The 17,129-nt window shown below is 45.3% G+C and carries 10 protein-coding genes; 1 reads left to right on the top strand and 9 read right to left on the bottom strand.

Annotated features, from left to right (window positions below; translation table 11 throughout):
• Positions 1-296: 296 nt before the first annotated feature.
• From ACYQ0C_RS21870 to mutS, 5 genes are all read right to left on the bottom strand, one after another.
• Entirely contained in the window at positions 297-974 is a 678-nt protein-coding gene (locus ACYQ0C_RS21870; protein WP_016274967.1) for a porin family protein, read from the bottom strand.
• A gap of 134 nt (positions 975-1,108) precedes the next feature.
• Positions 1,109-2,776, bottom strand: coding sequence for a tetratricopeptide repeat protein (locus ACYQ0C_RS21865; protein WP_016274966.1), 1,668 nt, complete (start codon positions 2,774-2,776; stop codon positions 1,109-1,111).
• A gap of 42 nt (positions 2,777-2,818) precedes the next feature.
• On the bottom strand, positions 2,819-3,406 hold the full coding sequence (locus tag ACYQ0C_RS21860) for an outer membrane beta-barrel protein (RefSeq protein WP_016274965.1): 588 nt from the start codon (positions 3,404-3,406) through the stop codon (positions 2,819-2,821).
• A gap of 253 nt (positions 3,407-3,659) precedes the next feature.
• Positions 3,660-5,651, bottom strand: coding sequence for a beta-N-acetylhexosaminidase (locus ACYQ0C_RS21855; protein WP_016274964.1), 1,992 nt, complete (start codon positions 5,649-5,651; stop codon positions 3,660-3,662).
• 49 nt (positions 5,652-5,700) lie between these two features.
• Entirely contained in the window at positions 5,701-8,286 is a 2,586-nt protein-coding gene (mutS, locus tag ACYQ0C_RS21850) for a DNA mismatch repair protein MutS (RefSeq protein ID WP_032941331.1), read from the bottom strand.
• A 146-nt stretch (positions 8,287-8,432) separates the two neighbouring features.
• Here mutS and ACYQ0C_RS21845 point away from each other — a divergent pair, with 146 nt between their 5' ends.
• A complete protein-coding gene (locus ACYQ0C_RS21845) occupies positions 8,433-8,939 on the top strand; it encodes a flavin reductase family protein (RefSeq protein WP_016274962.1) in 507 nt (168 codons plus the stop codon).
• An 860-nt stretch (positions 8,940-9,799) separates the two neighbouring features.
• On the opposite strand, the gene ACYQ0C_RS21840 is transcribed toward ACYQ0C_RS21845, so the two are convergent.
• The 4 genes from ACYQ0C_RS21840 to ACYQ0C_RS21825 are packed head-to-tail and all read right to left on the bottom strand — an operon-like array spanning position 9,800 to position 17,118.
• Positions 9,800-13,165, bottom strand: a complete 3,366-nt coding sequence (locus ACYQ0C_RS21840; RefSeq protein ID WP_025017703.1) for a DUF4906 domain-containing protein — start codon at positions 13,163-13,165, stop codon at positions 9,800-9,802.
• A gap of 32 nt (positions 13,166-13,197) precedes the next feature.
• On the bottom strand, positions 13,198-14,460 hold the full coding sequence (locus tag ACYQ0C_RS21835) for a hypothetical protein (RefSeq protein WP_016274959.1): 1,263 nt from the start codon (positions 14,458-14,460) through the stop codon (positions 13,198-13,200).
• The gene (locus ACYQ0C_RS21830; protein WP_016274958.1) at positions 14,457-15,473 is read right to left on the bottom strand and encodes a FimB/Mfa2 family fimbrial subunit; all 1,017 of its coding nucleotides are present in this window, start codon (positions 15,471-15,473) and stop codon (positions 14,457-14,459) included. Before ACYQ0C_RS21830 ends, ACYQ0C_RS21835 begins: the two co-directional genes overlap by 4 nt.
• 28 nt (positions 15,474-15,501) lie before the next feature.
• Entirely contained in the window at positions 15,502-17,118 is a 1,617-nt protein-coding gene (locus tag ACYQ0C_RS21825; protein WP_016274957.1) for an Mfa1 family fimbria major subunit, read from the bottom strand.
• Positions 17,119-17,129 lie beyond the last annotated feature (11 nt).

The following is a 17,129-nucleotide window of genomic DNA, read 5'->3' as shown; positions in this document are numbered from 1 at the left end:
GTCTGAAGACTTAAAAATACTTGTATTTGCTTTCTGTTCTAAACAAATTAATATATTTGTAGAAAAATAGAGCTAAGTATGGACAATTTATTTATCAAGCATGAAAGGCTGTTGGCACAGACAAATACCGGTATAGTAAGAGAACTGATGAAGAAAATTCATTGTAACAATCACCCATCACTCTGTATTTAGATCAGTAATATCAAATAAAATGCCCCTACACTCACATGCAAGGGCATTTCTTCTCTTAAAAAATAAAGTTTAGCCTTTAGTTTTCTCCAAGTAGTGATGAAAATTTAAAAACGGTAACCAACTGAAAGTTGGAATGTTGAGTTTCGTAATCCGTATGTACTTTGTGCTTTGTTCAGACCGATGTTATAATCAAAGGAAATGGTGTAATGCTTGCCTATCACTGCCTTGACACCGGCTATGGCGCCGACATCCCAATGCTTGAATCCCCGGATGGACTGACCGGCACTATAACCATAACCCTCTGTCGGCTTCCAGTTTGTATCCAGCAGCTTGCCGTTATCCACCATCTGCAAATCGCTTTTACCGGCATTAAAACCATATGCAGCATAAAGTCCAATATAAGGAATAAGACTTAGCTTATCATTTATATGAAAGTTATAACCTAGTTTTACCGGTATTTGCAGATAGTTCATCTTTACCTCCACATTGGGATAGCGGTAATAGGAATTTTTTCCATAGTTCTCTCCCAGCTTCAAGTTTCCACCCTTACGGATAAAATAAAGTCCGGACATCAGCATCAGATGATTCTGAAACTCATAATCGGCTGTCACACCTGCCTGGAAACCTACCTTCATGTCTTTACTGCCCGAAGGGTTCGAATGACTGTTGGTAAGATAATGAGAAAGATTGGCTCCTGCTTCTACGCCCAGTTTTACTTGTGCCATAGCGGGCAATGAGCACAGAATGACCAGGCACGCCAGAATTAGTTTGTTAGTTTTCATATCGTTTCTATTTTTATGATTTTACTCCGCAAAGATAGGGAGCAAACACCTCCGAAACGACTAAAACCAATAACAGTCTACTGCTATAACATGCTGATAAACAAAGATGTAACACTATTAAAGATAACACCCCGTCATTCTATCTTGCTTTTCATACGATATTTGCGCTGCGCCACAATCTGTGCATCATTATTACCAAAGCATAAAGCAATGGCAAAAGGAGACAAATCCGCCAGTTGCAGGCATAGTAAAAGAACATCGTCTTCATTCAATTTGGGGTATTGGACATGCAGTTGCTCTATGTAGTCGGCATAAATCTGCCCTATAATCACCCTGAGTTGGCGCTGCTCGGCATTGGTAAGCACATCAATGCGTTCTTTATGATGCTTTTGCTGGTTTGCCAGTTTGTCTATCTTTGCATAAAGAGCACTTTGCCTGAACAGCCAATTGCGCAGTTTCTCTTTCTCCATTTTCATAGCCTGTATAGCCCGCTCCTTCTCCTCTATTTCTCCGGCACGACTTTCCTGTTTCTGTTTCAGTTCGGCTATGACCTCTTCATGCCGGACAATGTTTTGCTGCATATCCCTCAGGTTCTGTTTCAGTTTCTGCAACAGGTATTCGTAGTTGGATTGCTGTATTTTCTTGTTTTTCAATATCTGCTGATAGACAATCACAATGACCAGCAATAACACCAGAGCCACCATCGCAATGATATAAATCCTTCGTTTTGCCTTGAAATGCTCTTTCCTTACTTGCGCATCGGCATTCCAGCGGTAAGTCTTCTTCTCCAGTTCCGTGGCCACGTTGGTAGAATAGATGGAATCTTCCAGTTGGGTGCTGATTTCCAGATATTCCAAGGCTTTTGCCACATCCCCCTGCTGCTTGGCTATGGCATACAGGTCGAAGAAAGAAAGATACCGGATATGAATATTGGCAGATTCCTTGCTCCGGTTCAGGTAATAAAGGGCCGAATCGGGCTGCCGGTTGTTATAATAGAATTCTCCCAGATTCCAGAGACATTGCAAACTGTCTTCCTTCCGGCGACAGGCATCGTATGCTCTTTTCAGACAAGTGACGGCTATGCTGTTCTGTCCGGTACGTCCGCACAGATCCCCTATATTTCCATAAAGGGAATGCAGCAGAAAGCTATCGGTGGAGAGAGAAAGTTGCAATGCGCGTTGCTGACAAATAAAAGCGGAGTCTATGTTCCCATAACCGATGAAAGCCACCCCCAGATTACTGAGCGAACTGATGAGATGATGGTTATGCCGCGCCAGCGAGTCATTATAACAGGCTTTGACATACATATCTTTTGCCTGTACATACAAGTTCTGTTTACCATACAGCCCTCCCAGCATATTATAGACGAATCCTTTCCAATAAAACTCACGGGGATAATAGGAAAGTATTTCCAGCGCCATACGGTAGCTTTTCAAAGCATCGGCATAGTTCTCCATTTCCTGCTGTACTTTTCCCTTGTACAGAAGGGCTATGGCATGTTCTTTGGCGTTTTCATCGTATAGATGGAGGGCAAAGTTCAACAAGGAGTCACAAGGAAGCAGGGAATAGCCGTTTTTATCGGCAGCCTCGGCCAGCAACAAAGCATATTCCGCTTTGTCTTCCGATGTCATTCCGACCAGGGAAGAAAGGGATTTCAACAATGAAAAGGCACTGTCGGGATGTTCTTCCATCAGGTATCCGGCTTGCTGCAAAGCAACATGTTCCATGCGCCGTGAAGTGCAGGAAAGACATAGACAGATGAAAAGGCAGACAGTGACCGTCTGTTTTATATAAACATGCATGTAACTCAATTTTAATTCTCAGGTGGCAAAGATAAAGAAAACTCAGAACTTATATCCTACGCCGGCTGATAAACTGACACTTCGTCCGAAAGGCTTCTTGCGGAGGGAACACTTGCCGCCGATGGTGTAAATGAAATGATCGGATTCTAATGAAATACCGGCCTTTCCACCGTAAGTAAAATGATCCGGGAAGTCCTGATGCCACCATCCCAAACTGGAATGCATCTCGCCGCCATAGGCATAATCAATGGATTTATCTCTGCCAAACATAGCATAGGACAGATAGGGGCCTGCATTGATGCGCAGGTTCCACTTGTTGTTTATGGCAATCTGGTAGGAAGCGAGTACGGGAAGTTCCAAATTGAATTTGCTAAAGAAGAAATCAGTACCGAGCTCTGACTTGGTTCTGAATTCTTCATAAGCAAAGAGCAGTTGTGGCTGTACATACCACGAATTTTCAATGTGAATGTCATAGGTTCCTCCGGCATAGCCGCCCAAACTGAAACGGGCATCTTTGGACATGGACTTGGAAAAAAGTCCTCCTCCCACAATGCCCCAACGGTTCTGTGCAGAAGCGGGAACAACAAAGCAGGCTAAAAGCATGCAAAGCAGGATTTGTTTTATTTTCATTGGGTTTGTTGCTTAAGTTTAATGGTGCAAAGTAAGGTATAAAGACCTTCTTATGAAAATAAAACAGATAACACCTGCCTGATATAAATCACTGACAATTAGAAATGTAACACAATTAAAGATAACATGTGCAGGGTTTTCCCTTAGAAAACTTCTCATTCTACACATCTTCGTTAACATTTCCAATAACCCTGCCCCTACGGCAAATGGTAACGCGATGGGTAGAAAGAGTAGTCTCAAGAGGGAATCACATTTAGAAAGAAGGATGCCGCACGCAATTTATATTCCGAAGCTTTCCTTTGAATCCATTCCGTACATCGCCTATCTGCTGCATGGGGAAAACCAAAGTTTCCTGCACATACATCCTGTCCTTGCGGTGATGGGTATAGTTGTAGAACTGCTTGATACGTCCTTCCAAGCGTTCCACCTTTTCCCCGTTTATGTAAAGGGTAGTTCCTTTATAATCCCCTTCTATACGCACCTTTGTCCACTCACCGGCAGGCAAGATGGCAGCATGAAACACAAATGTATATCCGTCACGGCTGAACGCCAGATTTCCTTTATTTTCCCAATTGGCATACACGGTGGAATGAGGGCCTTTGAACAGGATACCGCTGATATTTTGTTCCTGATCCGGATTCACCTCAAACTCTACAGCGTAAGGATAGCCTATTTCAGGCAGAGAGGTAGCCACGCTGTCCGTACCGTTCAAAGACAGCTCTTCCTTTTGTCCCGGAAGGACAACTTCCCCCTGCACACGTCCCAGCAGATTGATGCCGGGAGCTTCGGGCATCTGTTTGCACAATGCCTCAAACTCTTCAAACGAAACAGCTTCGTTCTTTCCTCTCCACATTTTCTCGGCAAGTACCTGTGCAGCAGGGAAAGTACGGAAATGCACATCCTGTTGGGATATCCCATTCCCACAATGGTCGTTCCATACGGCAAACATACCTCCCAACAGACCCGGAGTACCTTCGGGCAATTCCTCCCTGCTGTTCACTTTACCTACGCGCCAAGTTTCATAAAGCCATCGGATATCCAGAAAATCACGATAATAACCGGCAGCCGGAACAATATAAAGATAAGTATCACACGTATTGATAATCTTATATCCATCTTTCAGAGAAGCATTAGGGTCAATCCAGTCGTATGACCAGGCATTGATAGTCACATTGTCTGCTTTCACCGGTGTTTTTCCTTTCAGCCAGCGCAACGCTCCCCACATACGGACATTCTTCCCGTATTTCTCCACATACTTCAGATACCGGTCTGTAAAATAACGGAATTTCTCGGCTTCCTTCGCATTGTATTCATCCGTACCGATATGCACGTCAGGACCCATAAAGACAGGCTCCTCTCCCGAAAGATATTCATCCAGCAAAGAATCTACAAAACGATAAGTTTCCTCCTTGTATAAATCCAAGTGATCCATACCATATTTATCACTGCCTATTTCGGGCTTATAGTGTGTAAAGGCCAATGAATGAGCCGGAATATCAATCTCCGGAATCACATTCACACCATATTCCATACCCAGACGTTGCAGGTCGGTAAATTCCTTCTTGGTGTAAGAGCCGTCCTTGGCAGTCAATCCGGGAAAACGCTCACTCTCCAGACGGAAAGCGGCGTAGGTCTTGTTCCAGTCGTTATCAAAGAACTGTACGAAACCATTGTCATTGAGGTGGATCTGGAACTCATTCAGTTTGTAGAACGAGAGGATCTTGACATATTGGCGCAGGAAGTCCATCGTGAAAAACTTGCGGCCCACATCCAGCATAAAACCGCGGTTGGGATACTGCGGCCAGTCACGGGCAACGCCCTTGGGCAACTGCCCCTTTTCGTTATAAAGTATCTGCAACAGGCTTCGGGTGCCCCAGAACACTCCCTGACGGGCCGGTGCTGTGATACCCGCATAGCGTCCCGCAGCCAGCACATATCCTTCCTCTCCCAATTGTTTGTCGGGCTTCGTCAATGAAAGATAAATCGCATTCTTCTCCGGTTTTCCGGTCTTAACAGTATAGTTCCAGCCCAGCAGGTCTTTCAAATCCTGTGCCAGCACGTCCGCCACACTTTTCAGCGCCGCTTCGTCAGCAGAAGCAATGACAATGCTGCCTTCAGCAGGCAGGGCAAGTTTTCCACTTCCCCCTTTCCATTCTTGCAGGGCGGGGATTACTTTCGGACACGTTTCCTTGGCCGAGGCGCACAGGCACAAGGCTAACATGCACAAGGTTAGTAGGTGTTTCATGATAATGGTTAATGGTTAGTAATTAGTAATTAATGAAAAATAAAGGCATTTACTTGCCTTTTACTATCTTCTTGATATCATTCAGTTTGTTCAACGCCTCAAGAGGAGTCAGGTTATTGACATCCAGATTCAGAATCTCGTCCCGTATCTGGCTCAGTACCGGGTCATCCAACTGGAAGAAGCTGAGCTGCATCCCGCTGCGGCCGGATGCTATCTCAGCCGTAGGTTTGGCAATGCCCTGCTGGCGGTTGTCCGCCTCCAGCTGATGCAGAATATCATTGGCACGCTTCACAATGCTTTTCGGCATACCCGCCATCTTCGCCACATGAATACCGAAAGAATGCTCGCTGCCGCCACGCTCCAGCTTGCGCAGGAAAATCACTTTATTATCTATCTCCTTCACAGATACATTGTAATTCTTGATGCGCTTGAAAGATTTCTCCATCTCGTTCAATTCATGATAATGAGTGGCGAACAGCGTACGCGCCTTGGCTTTGGGATGCTCGTGAATATGCTCCACGATGGCCCAGGCGATGGAAATACCGTCGTAAGTGGATGTTCCACGTCCCAACTCATCAAACAACACCAGGCTACGGGCAGACAGGTTGTTCAGAATATTCGCCGCCTCGTTCATCTCGACCATAAAGGTAGATTCGCCCACAGAAATGTTATCGCTGGCCCCCACACGGGTGAATATCTTGTCCACCATACCGATCCGAGCACTTTCGGCAGGCACAAAACTGCCGATCTGTGCCAACAGGGTGATCAGTGCGGTCTGGCGCAGCAAAGCCGACTTACCCGCCATGTTGGGACCGGTAATGATAATGATCTGCTGTTTCTCCGAATCCAGGAATACATCATTGGCAATGTACTTCTCCCCCACCGGAAGCTGCTTCTCGATAACGGGATGGCGACCCTGCCGGATGTCAATCACGTCACTGTCCTCCACAACAGGGCGGATATAGTTGTTCTCTCCCGCCACATTGGCAAAAGCCAGCAGACAGTCCAGACGGGCAATCTGATTGGCATTGATCTGGATGGCGGGGATAAACTCCGCTAAAGCGATCACCAGATCATTATAGAGTTTTGTCTCAAGTACCAGGATCTTATCTTCGGCACCCAAGATCTTTTCTTCATATTCTTTCAGTTCCTGAGTGATATAGCGTTCCGCATTGACCAGTGTCTGTTTACGGATCCAGTCGGCAGGCACCTTATCCTTATGCGTGTTGCGCACCTCAATGTAGTAGCCGAACACATTGTTATAGGCAATCTTCAGGCTGGGAATGCCGGTCAACTCACTTTCACGCTGCTGCACTTTGAGCAGATAATCCTTGCCGGAGAAAGCGATCTGGCGTAGTTCATCCAGTTCCGCGCTCACCCCGTCGGCTATCACACCGCCCTTGTTCACCAGCAAAGGAGGGTCGTTCTTTACCTCTTTCGCTATCTTTTCACGGATAGACAGGCATAGGTTCAGCTGCTCCCCAATGCGGCGGAGGCTCTCGTTATCCGCATTCAGACAGGCATTCTTAATCGGCTCGACAGCCTGCAAAGCTACTTTAAGCTGCACCACCTCGCGTGGAGAGATTCTTCCTACGGCAGCTTTCGAGACAATACGCTCCAAATCTCCTATCAGGTGCAGTTTCTCTTCTACGAAGTCTTTGAAGTCCGGCTCGCGGAAGAAGTATTCCACCACATCCAGCCGCTCATTGACAGGCTTCTCGTCTTTCAGCGGAAAGAGCAGCCAGCGTTTCAGCAGACGGGCCCCCATAGGGCTGATGGTACGGTCAATCACGTCCAGCAGACTAGTTCCGCCCTCATTCATGCTGCCCGTCAGTTCCAGACTGCGCACCGTAAACTTATCCAGCCGCACATAGCGGTCTTCCTCTATACGGGAAAGGGAAGTGATATGACCGATCTGATAATGTTGCGTCATATTAAGGTATTGCAGAATGGCGCCCGAAGCTACAATGCCGTTCTTAAGATGCTCCACCCCGAAGCCTTTCAAGTTCTTGGTCTCAAAGTGCTTCAACAGCTTCTCGCGTGAGGTACTCTCATTAAACACCCAGTCGTCCAGTTCGAAAGTAAAGAACTTGCTTCCGAAGTTCCCTTCGAACATCCCCCGTTTGCCACGCTCGAAAAGCACCTCTTTGGGGGCGAAATTATTCAATAACTTGTCTATATAGTCGAAAGGTCCCTCGGCGGTAAGGAACTCACCGGTGGAGATATCGAGGAAGGCCACACCGCAACTGGCTTTCCCGAAATGGACGGCAGCCAGAAAGTTGTTTTCTTTATAGGAAAGGACATTGTCATTGATGGCTACCCCCGGAGTCACCAGTTCGGTGATGCCACGCTTTACCAGTTTCTTGGTCATCTTGGGATCTTCCAATTGGTCACAAATGGCCACCCGCTTGCCTGCCCGTACCAATTTGGGCAGATACGTATCCAGCGCATGGAAAGGAAAGCCAGCCATCTCCACGCTCTTTGCCTGCCCGTTGGCACGCTTGGTCAGCGTAATGCCCAGAATTTCCGAGGCGACAATAGCGTCTTCTGAATAAGTTTCATAAAAATCCCCGCACCGGAATAGCATAATCGCATCGGGATGCTTCGCCTTCAACTCAAAAAACTGCTTCATCATCGGGGTTAAAACTACCTCATTTGCCACTGTGTTTCGTCCTTTCTTTTTTAATTAATATTTCTCGCAAAGATAATAATTAGCAGGTTTAATACGAAACAGTAAAAGAAAAAAATTATATATTTGTACTAGCTAAAAATACGGAAACAATGAAAGAAATAAGAGTAAACGAACTGACAGACAATCTGTTTGAAGCCATCAGCAAGGAATGGATGTTGGTAACAGCCGGCACCAAAGAGAAGTTCAACACCATGACGGCAAACTGGGGAGGCACAGGGTTTCTGTGGAACCGTCCGGTAGCTTTTATCTTTATCCGCCCCGAACGTTATACCTTCGACTTTATAGAGCAGAACGATTATCTCACCCTCTCTTTTCTAGGCGAGGAGCATAAAGAAGTGCATAAAATATGCGGTTCTAAGTCGGGGCGTGACATGGACAAAGTAAAAGCGACAGGATTATCGCCCTTGTTCACCGAGAACGGAAGCATCACTTTTGAGCAGGCGCGGCTGACTTTTGAATGCAAGAAACTGTATGCCGATCTGATCAAGCCCGAAAACTTTATCGACAAGAGCATTACAGACAGATGGTACGGGGAATCGCACGGTGATTTTCATAAAATGTATGTGGTGGAGATTGTGAATGTGCTGCGTGGTTAATCCGGTCAGCTTTCGGGTCTGTTCTTTTTCTACAACAGAGTTTTGCAAAACTGCTGCCACTGCTACCACCCTTTCCACTGAGACCACGATGGACAGGGCGTTTTGACGGGTGGTGGCAGCACCTTTTTTCATGTGGTAAAAAGGTGTGCTGCCACCACTTTTGTCTGTTCTTTCCAACAGCGCAAAGCTTCTGTGCAGTCCTGTCAAAGCTGATGATGCCATCTGCTGATGCGTACGATCTGCCTTATTCGTCCGCATGAACGCGCACACGAACAAGGAGTTTCAATCGGTTTCGTCAGGTTGGAACTACAGTTCTGTCGGGTTGAAACTACAGTTTCGTCAGAGTTGTAACTTTGGTTCCGTCGGGCTGAAACTGAAGTTCTACCTGTTTGTAACTCTGGTCTTGACGGGCCGCAACCGGAGTCCTGTCAGGTTGCAGCTGGTGTTTTGCCCTTCAGTGGGCTCGGTCCTATCGGTCCAATTCCCGGGTTATGCGTGTCCGTATCCTCCTCCCTTTCCCGGCGTGTGGTCATCCTCCGCCTCTTGTATCTTCTCCTTCCTCCGGTTGTTTTGGGGCAAAAAAAGAGTTAAAAGTGGTGGCAGCAGCCCTTTTTACCACATAAAAAGATGTGCTACCACCACCCACCAAGACGCCCTGTCCATCGTGGTTTCAGTGGGAAGGGTGGTAGTAGTGGCAGCAGTTTTGCAAAACTTTGTTGTAGATGGTGAGTGGAGGTCACCAGAAATATTTGCAAACATTCACGCTCGTACATGGACAATATACAGGGCAACCGAACCCAAGTCCCAGCAACTTTGGATGCGATTGCCCTGTTTATACTTGCCTGATAGGATAAAAGGAACTAATTTGGATCTTCTACGCAACGGATGAAGCAGGCGTCACTGTTATTTCCATTAAACACATTAGCCTGAGTTATTTTATTAAAATCAAAAGTAAAATAATTGATATCCCAGCCTACATTCGTTCCCCAAACTCCTCCTGAACCGACAGCTTCCTTTATCCAATAAACAGCCCCCGGACGCATATAAAGATCATAAAATAACGGGGCTTTTGATATTGGATTGCTTCCATAAAACTTATCACTTGAGGAAATGGAAACTCCAAAAATCTCTTTCTGTCCACTTGAATAACGTAAACATCCCTGTTCTTTTTCTTTTCTATGACCATATCCTGAAGCACCTATCGGAAAAAATACGGATCTTCCATTTGTCCGGTTATAAACAAAACATCCACGCATGCCACAACCTAGCTTATCTTTCGGATCCGCAGGTTTTCCATACTTATTGTTTTCCTGGTATCCATACGCTTGCAGCAAGTTTATCGCAGGTTTATCCGCTTCATCTCCATAAAGTACCCCATAGCCTTGTGCGATATCAGGACTATCAAATAAAGCCTGATAATCATCCAGTGTAGCAATACGGGCATTGAGAACTTCAAAGCCATTCCATGGTTCCACTGTATTTGCAGGTTTATTCTTTATATCCCTCCATACAGCCTTGTCAGTAGAACCAACCAACTCAAAACCTAAACCCTCTCTTGTTATAGGATCAGGAAAATCCCCTGGTTCCACATTTATCATAGGACGCTTCGCATTGTACTGGTTCTTTGCCGCAATAACTTGGTCAAGATTGCCAAATTTAAACAAAGAACCTTCATCCAATGGATTGGAAGCTTCTTGACCTTTACTAATGAGATTAGATATATGCCATTTCGGTTGTCCGGATAAAAGCTCCTGCGGTTTATCTCCCTGATGCACAAAAATAAGATGCTCACAAGTATAATTGTGATATTCCACACGGATTACAGCATTTTTATTTGAGTCACCCGATCCATGAAACAGAATATCAAATTTAATATCCGAACCGGTCTCTCCATATATCACACCATCAGCATCCAGTTTTGTATTCTTACTAGCAATTCCAAGCGTAATAAAACCGGGATTAGGATCCGTGAACACAGGATCACCTTCCCTAAGTTCTGTTTTCTCATTTACCACATACGCTTTCCAAGGGCCTTCGGAAGAAAAAGATTCAAATGTCTCCGCATTTTCTCTAGGTAAACGCAATAAAGTGACATGAAAGGTTTTATTATTACCATTACTCCTATAAATTCCTTTAGGATTTACAATCCTTCGTACCTGAAAAATGTCAACAGTGTCTTTTTTTGAAAAAATGTTTCCCGCACCAAGGTTTATCTTAGCCATAATCTCTACTCGCGCATGCCGTTGGTAAGCTACATAAGGATTATTTCCTGTATATCCTGATTTTATATACATCTGCTTAGCGCGAGTATAAAGAGGGATAGAAGCAAGCAATTGATTATCATTAATTTTGCTTATTTCATAATGTCCATCTTTCTGACTTTCATAAGTTCCGTCTGATTGAGTAACCCCAGATTCTGCAGGTATATACACTCGTTCTCCCCTTTGAGTACTTTCATAATAATCTTTATTATCTGTCATATCCTTCTCCCCCAGTACGTCATCATGCTCTCCCAGTAAAATACGTTTACTAGTCTTACGAAGTGAAAGAAATCCATGCCATGGTTGATCATTGCTCTTATCAGGAGTTTCAGCATAATCATATTCTCTAGCATAAGCTAAACCACCAGCATTCACCGGAAGAGTTCCATACGGAGCCCAGTTATTATAAATAATCCTGGCACTCAAAGATTCAAGTGTACCTCCTCCCGTATTAATTTTTACCGGAAGATTCATAGTACGGTTATAAAGATAAGAGATATAATAAGGATTCGGAATCTCGATACCCGGCTCAGGTTCTTCATACTCTATATGCCAGTCGGCATCATTGGCATATCCTTTGAACTTCAAAGTCAGTTTGTAATGATGGTTACGTTCCGCATTGTAATCAGTTACAACATCTTTCCCTAACATAAACCGATACTTGATAGGGCCTCTACCTACTTTCTCTTTGTTGATAGAAACATAAAAAGCGTCCACTTCTATATAAGTTCCGTATGGCTTGGCATCTTTCCATGCTTTATCATCTTTCATACCCCCTTCAGGATAAGTCGGCTTGGTTTTATCATTAGCGCCCGCTACAACTTGACGTTTATCACTAGGAGTACCTTCTTCACCCTTACCCTGCATATTTTCATAAAAATAAAGAGCATTGGTAAATTCGGTATGCACATCCTCCAATTTTTCAGGATGATAATATGTTTTAGTCTCGGAAGGAGAGGTAAGAGTGTTATATCCACTCCCCAAAAAAGGCATTCCCTTAGTAACACGAGCTTCGTATGTATCTTTAAAATCAACAAGATCCGGCTCGGTGTCACCTTCATAATATTTTATAGTTTCACCTTCCGGTATCAAATCAAGCTTTACCCCTCCATCCCCATCTGTCGGTTGATAATTTTCCGGAGCTGCAGGATTATCCTGTCCCAAATAACAACTCTTCGGAATGTCCTTTATAGTCACTGATTTTAAATAGATAAAAACGCCTTCTTTCAATCCACTACCATCGTATGCAATCGTCACTTTGGAAGCTGCACGACGTATCCAGGCGTGCAATTTCATAGCTTTTTTATTGACAGTCAATAATTCACCTTTATCCTCTTGATCAATAACAGTAAAATGCCCGAACATCTGACTATTCTTTGTCACATCATTAGTCTGCCAAGTAAAAGAAATGTTTTTTAACTTTTTCACTGTACCAATAGCCGTCTTATACTTTTCAACCTCCTCTGACGTATTATCGGTATCATCTTCCTTCCCATACTTCTCAACTGCCTCATTAAAATCCTTCCCCATATTGGCCACTGCATAGATATAATAACGTCCATATGGAATTTTCAAGCTTAAATTAGCACGAGGTGTTTTATTTTCAGCGATATTTTCATTCGGATCAGCCGCATCTTCTTTTTTACGTGTAATCTCATCTATAGAATACTCTCCATCTGCCGGACTGCCTTGTACACAAGTCAAAGAACGTGCTTCTACCAAAATCCCATCTACGTTGTACAACAACACACACAAGTCATTAATGGACTTGATAGCATCGCCTGCCGTACGCGACTTATCCGTAAGACTTTCTACCAACGGTTTGAAGTCCACCTGTGCCGTCACTATGCTCTCACCTTCGGGAATAAGCCCCCCGTCCGTATAAAGCAGATCGTCCTTGCACGAAGTGACGGCAGCCATCAGCAAACCGCATATAAATAAGAAATAACTTATCGTTTTCTTCATTGTTTTCTTCTCCTTCTTTTTCGTATCATCTTTTAAATATCCAGTCCGAATCCGGGTTCAAGTATCACTTCACTGTATGGACGCAGATCCACCTGCCATGATATGTCATCCGCATCCCCGATTGTAATTTTCACCACCACATGGGTGTTACGGGGCAAAGTGGACAAGTTCGGGAAGAAGTCCTCCAAAGTGAACGATCCGGATGGAATGCTTCCGGTATTGCCGCCCAAGTCTATACCACTATTGTCCTTCGTATCCAGCGTAATAGCGGTCTTGTAGGAAGTCTTATAGTTTTTACCGTCCATGTTGGCTGAATACACATCATCGGCATTCTCATACTTTCCTTCCAGCAAGTAGAACGAAGACAGTTCGACCGGCGCCGTTGATTTTGCTTCCAGCTTCACATTCTTCACCCCGTATGACTGATTGAATGAAGCATATCCGGCCGATGCCGGTACTTGGAAATCCGTCACTTCATTTTCCGCATCATCATACTTCATGCCATTCGGCAGAAGGTATTCATGGGAAGCCGACTTCTCTATCCTGATTCCACTCAACCAGTAATCCCGGCTGCTCTTATTCGTTATCTCATACGTGAACTTTGCGGCAGCACGAGTGATTTTCAATGTGATCTCCTTCTTTTTCGGTACCACTTTCTCACCCTCTTCGCCAGCCTGTCCCTGACCCTCATCGTCAGGCTCCAGACCTTCATCTGTCAGCATCACCGTATGACATTCGCTCATTGGCAGCGGGTGAGTATCATTGAAAGTCCCCACATTGTCAAACGACAACACAAGCCCTGCCATCTGCTCCCTGGTCAGGAATTTGTCTCCGGGCTTAAAGTCGCCCCAAGATTGGAATACCCGAGACGTCTCCCCCTCCACAGCAGGAAGTTCCACCGAAACACTCGTCTCGTTGCCCAGCAGGTAAATGGTCTTTTCCTCATTGCCCTGCACCTTCAGGCGAATTTTTCCATACCGGTCGCTCACAGGAGCATTCTTCAAATCAAGATAGACATTATGTTCCACCCTGCCATCCGGACGGACTAGAATAACACGCAGCGTGTGCATCTTCTCAGCGTCCGTCACTTGATCATACGAAGGATCCTCATCCGCGCGTCCGGAGACAGAACGTCCGGACACGGGAGCATCTCTCAGGGCGACATTGATATCCAGATAGACCGCATCGGGCCCGTCCGATGACAGCCCCTCGTCACTTCTGCCGTCACATCCGCATATCAGGAGGAGGCAGACGCCCAGCACGGACACGATATGTCCCCAATCCTTAATTCTCATAATTCTGCATCATTAATTCTTACTATCCAGTCATTGACCACAATATGGGTGCGTATCCAATTATGGTTATTATCCAAGAAGAATATCAATGACCAGTTACTTTCACGGTCTAGAAACTCTTGGTCACCCATCTCGTCGAAATGGTCACTCTTCAGCAACAGCAGATATTCATTCAGCGGAATACTTAACACCTGTGCACCGTCACTGTTGCGAGTAATGGTCAGGCGCGGATGATTGCCGGCAACCAGCCGTGAGGTAGAAAACTCGGCGTATGCCACTGTCACTTTCTCGTCACCTTCCTCTGTCACTCCCACCGTGCGTTGTCCTTGTGCCCAAGGAGCATAGACTTGCCCGCCATTGCTTATCAGGCTGTTGTCGGGGGCAAACAAGGTGTTGTCGTCCGTAATGCGGAAAGTAAAATCCTTGTCGTCCACCTCGCCGCCGTTCATCTGCTGGAGTACCACACGGATATTGTTGGTGTTCTTCATCAGATACACGGTCGCTTCCTCGTAGGTGTCATTGTCCACACTCATGTCCAGCGAGCCGTGGAACAGGGGATGCAGATCGGTTTCCGAAACACGTCCGGCATTGTGCATCTCCACACGCAGATCCTGCATGACTGAACCGGTACCAGGAATCACCTTGAATGAAAAAGAGGTTTTCGGACAAGTCAGCCCTCCGTATGCTATAAAATGATAACTACCTTTCTCCAAATCGAGAGTCATGCGGTAATTCTCATCCTTCAGCTCATCACCTGTACCGGTATAGGTAGCCAGGTAATTGCCCTGTTCGTCATAGACCAACAGAGCCAGACAGTCCACCTGCGAATGGAATGCATTGGCATACTCCATATTATAATCATAGACAAAACGCAGACGGACACCCCGCGCGCAAGGTTCCAGATCATTATATATGCTATGGCAGGAGGACAACAATGCGGCTACCGCCAGCATGGCGCAAAGCACCATGCCCGGCAGTCTCAATGTATGTATGAATCTTGTTGTCTTATTCATTGTTTAATAGGGTATAATAAGCACTTGTTTAGAACTCGATGTCATTTATGCGGACCACCCAAGGACGTACCTCAACGGTTACTTCGATGTAGAGATCGTTTCGCTCATCCGGATTGTTCGGATCCAGCGGATCGGGATCGTCTTTAGGATCCGATGATGTAGGATGACCATAGCCGTTGATTTTGTTCACCGTCAGCTTGTACACATTGTTGCGCACCACAGCAAACTCCATCGGTCCCATCAGGTTAGGATCACTATTGTCATTATGACGGTTCCAGTAGCAGTAATACATTTCATAATCACCGCTTCCGTTCGAGCTCAAGACCGTGAATCCAGCCCTGCCGAAATCAGCTCCATTAGCGGGTGTAGCCCCTATTTGGTCAAAAGCGGCTTTCAGGCTTTCGTCTGCATTGGGAGCATTAGCCGCATCTTCCACTTTCTCCCAAGTGCCATACAACACATTGTTATATACATAAATGGGCTGATTGTTGGTTACGCCATAAGTTGACTTGTCAAATTGTAGTTTTCCCTTGAAAATCACACCGGTAGAGATGCCGTTTTTCTGATTGCTGTTAGGAGCAGGAATGGTATTCTCAGTTGCATAACGCCAGATCTTGTATCCGTTGCGATTATGTCCCGCATTCCAGGAATCGTCATTATCCTCTTCAGTCAGAGAAGAAATGGATGTGAATTTTCCTTTCCACTCGTCTGTCGAATTAGAAAGGAAGTTATTGAAGAAATAGTCCTTTTTATAAGTTTCTCCGACATTGCCGTTCTTTTTATCCGCATCCGTGTCCACCACATAGTTGTTGGGAGTTTCCTGTCCGCACAATTCTATATTATCCGCAAGTCCGTTTTTAGATACCCGGCGCAGGTAGTAGAAGCTCTTGCTGATATTGACCATCACCATATCAGTCAACTGCACTTTGACGCCCTTGTCACTCTCCAGCACATAGGTATTGGAAGCTTCTCCAGCAGGATAACAGTTTTCCTTGAAGTCAAAACGTGCACAAGCACGTTCCACCGAGATAATACCCAGAGAAAGACGATTGGTCTCAGTATATTGTTCCCAGTTCCAAACCGTATTCGGGGTGGAATTTGCCACTTTCACCAAATTGTGGTTAGACATCAGAAAAGCGTCTTTTTTCCAGATTTCATCGTTGTCTGTTAATAATTTAGGTTCACCCGACAGTTCATGAACACTATGAGTCAGATCATTGATATCGATAGTAGAAGTGGGATTGCAGAAAGCATAGACATAAATTTCTCCTTTTTTGTATGCCTCCAACGCACTTCTGTCCAAGGTTGTCACAAGTTTGGGATATTTTCCATCTTCCTTAGGTTCCACATCCAGATGCTGACTGACAATGGGAGAACCATCAGCCTTTGTCAGCACCAACAATATCTCCTTGACACTGTTCTCATAGTTCTTGCCCACTTCAGCACCGCCAGTAGAATTGCTTCCTCCATTCTCGCCATCTGTTGTCGTGCTTCTTGAACCGCTTCCTTGCATCAGCTGCACTCCGAATTCCACATATACATCATTCTCAGTATCAGTCGGCCGAGACACATTTGCCTCATCTGAGCATGCCCACAAACACAATGCTGCAAGCCCGGACATCAAAATCTTACTAAACTTTTTCATATTGATTCCTT

The sequence above is a fragment of the Phocaeicola sartorii JCM 17136 = DSM 21941 genome, from assembly GCF_054653615.1.
The sequence above is the reverse complement of the archived record's forward strand: the minus strand, read 5'-3'. Positions and strand labels throughout refer to the sequence as shown.

Excerpts from the sequence above, each read along its gene's own strand:
- ACYQ0C_RS21870 (WP_016274967.1), bottom strand. The coding sequence starts at position 974 with ATGAAAACTAACAAACTAATTCTGGCGTGCCTGGTCATTCTGTGCTCA.
- ACYQ0C_RS21865 (WP_016274966.1), bottom strand. The coding sequence starts at position 2,776 with ATGCATGTTTATATAAAACAGACGGTCACTGTCTGCCTTTTCATCTGT.
- ACYQ0C_RS21860 (WP_016274965.1), bottom strand. The coding sequence starts at position 3,406 with ATGAAAATAAAACAAATCCTGCTTTGCATGCTTTTAGCCTGCTTTGTT.
- ACYQ0C_RS21855 (WP_016274964.1), bottom strand. The coding sequence starts at position 5,651 with ATGAAACACCTACTAACCTTGTGCATGTTAGCCTTGTGCCTGTGCGCC.
- mutS (WP_032941331.1), bottom strand. The coding sequence starts at position 8,286 with ATGATGAAGCAGTTTTTTGAGTTGAAGGCGAAGCATCCCGATGCGATT.
- ACYQ0C_RS21845 (WP_016274962.1), top strand. The coding sequence starts at position 8,433 with ATGAAAGAAATAAGAGTAAACGAACTGACAGACAATCTGTTTGAAGCC.
- ACYQ0C_RS21840 (WP_025017703.1), bottom strand. The coding sequence starts at position 13,165 with ATGAAGAAAACGATAAGTTATTTCTTATTTATATGCGGTTTGCTGATG.
- ACYQ0C_RS21835 (WP_016274959.1), bottom strand. The coding sequence starts at position 14,460 with ATGAGAATTAAGGATTGGGGACATATCGTGTCCGTGCTGGGCGTCTGC.
- ACYQ0C_RS21830 (WP_016274958.1), bottom strand. The coding sequence starts at position 15,473 with ATGAATAAGACAACAAGATTCATACATACATTGAGACTGCCGGGCATG.
- ACYQ0C_RS21825 (WP_016274957.1), bottom strand. The coding sequence starts at position 17,118 with ATGAAAAAGTTTAGTAAGATTTTGATGTCCGGGCTTGCAGCATTGTGT.